The sequence below is a fragment of the Mesorhizobium sp. GbtcB19 genome (assembly GCF_019091085.1).
Classification (GTDB): domain Bacteria; phylum Pseudomonadota; class Alphaproteobacteria; order Rhizobiales; family Rhizobiaceae; genus Mesorhizobium.
On sequence record NZ_JAGXJY010000235.1, the window covers coordinates 1 to 270 of the forward strand.

1 protein-coding gene is annotated in these 270 nt (G+C 64.8%); it reads left to right on the forward strand.

Translation table 11 applies throughout. The features are described 5' to 3' along the window. On the forward strand, nt 1-270 hold a 270-nt coding region (locus KVT37_RS32250; protein WP_217579033.1), incomplete at both ends, for an efflux RND transporter permease subunit.

A 270-nucleotide genomic window follows, 5' to 3' on the forward strand; every position in this document is an offset into this window, starting at 1 on the left:
TTCGATCCACCCTCGATCCCGGGCATCGGCACCACCGGTGGCTTCGAATACCAGGTGGAGGAACTGTCGGGCCGCGGCAGCGCGGCGCAGAACGACGTCACCCAGGCGCTGCTGGCCGAGGCGCGCAAGCAGCCGGAGCTCAATCCGCAGCAGCTGTACTCGTCCTTCTCGACCTCGACGCCGCAGTTCAACTACGACCTCGACCGCAGCAGGGCGAAGCTTCTCGGCCTCAACCTGCCGGATGTCTTCAACACGCTGCAGATCTATCTC